Origin of the sequence: Kurthia populi (assembly GCF_042686175.1) — a bacterium.
Lineage (GTDB): Bacteria > Bacillota > Bacilli > Bacillales_A > Planococcaceae > Kurthia > Kurthia populi.
Genome location: NZ_JBHUOR010000057.1, coordinates 1 through 1,013, shown reverse-complemented (window position 1 = coordinate 1,013; position 1,013 = coordinate 1). Strand labels below are relative to the sequence as shown.

The following is a 1,013-nucleotide window of genomic DNA, read 5'->3' as shown; positions in this document are numbered from 1 at the left end:
TTATGTACATACTATTCACCTCAAGTTCTAGTATGTTACATTTAATGGTAAATTTGTACATCTTTAAGTGATTTTATATGTACACGTTTAAATTAGCATTTATATACATGTTAATTCCTTATATTCCTATTATATACAATTAAATAAACGAAGAATTAATAAAATGATAAAATAAAGATAGCTATGTTTTTCCTGGATATGCTGTAAAAGGTAAATGCAATGCATTTTTTATTTAGAGAATAGATAGGTTTTGACTATATAGTGAAATAATAAAAGGAAAGTAGTGAGTTTATGAAAAAAATACTTTTTTGTATGGTAGTAGCGTTGCCTTTAGTAGCCTGTAATATGGACATCGGGAAGTCGGAGGTCAATGTTGTCGAAACATCAGATGATGATGACGATGTTTCTTTGAACGAATATGAAGAATCAGGTGACAAGGCAACGAAGACGGAAATATTCCATATGCAAGAAGAAACAGTAGAGTATGGCATTTCGGATAAAGAGATGATGGCATTAAAGATTGAACGTGTAGAGGAGCATATACGTAAAAATGAGCGTGATCAGAAGGATATTACCGTAATATTGAAAGCGCATAATAAAGCGGACAGCAAGCAATCGCTCGCTCAATTACATTCAAGATTTGTTGATGTAGACGGGAAAACATATAAGGCGAATCATTTTCAAACGAGTGTAGGGGAAGATGTAATACAAGCGAAAAAGACGGTAACCATACATGCAGTATATAAAGTGCCAAAGGATTTTGAATGGCGTGGTCAACAAAATGTCTTTGAAATTGTAGAGAAAACTGATGGCTACAAAACGATACATACGTACGATTTTTAAAAATAATCGTTCTATACATACGATGATAAAGAAAGGAAGCGTGATAAAATGTTTCCTTTTTTTGCATGATAGATTGTCAAATTAACTGCACCACTTCACATTCAAATGCATCCTGTGTGGTATTCCAGTTGAGGCACTTTCTTGGTCGATTGTTGATCAATGAAAGTGCT

The 1,013-nt window shown here is 33.1% G+C and carries 1 protein-coding gene; it reads left to right on the top strand.

All coding sequences use genetic code 11. The features are described from left to right. Positions 1-312 precede the first annotated feature (312 nt). A complete protein-coding gene (locus tag ACFSY7_RS10320; RefSeq protein WP_380147775.1) occupies positions 313-843 on the top strand; it encodes a hypothetical protein in 531 nt (176 codons plus the stop codon). The last annotated feature ends 170 nt before the right edge of the window (positions 844-1,013 follow it).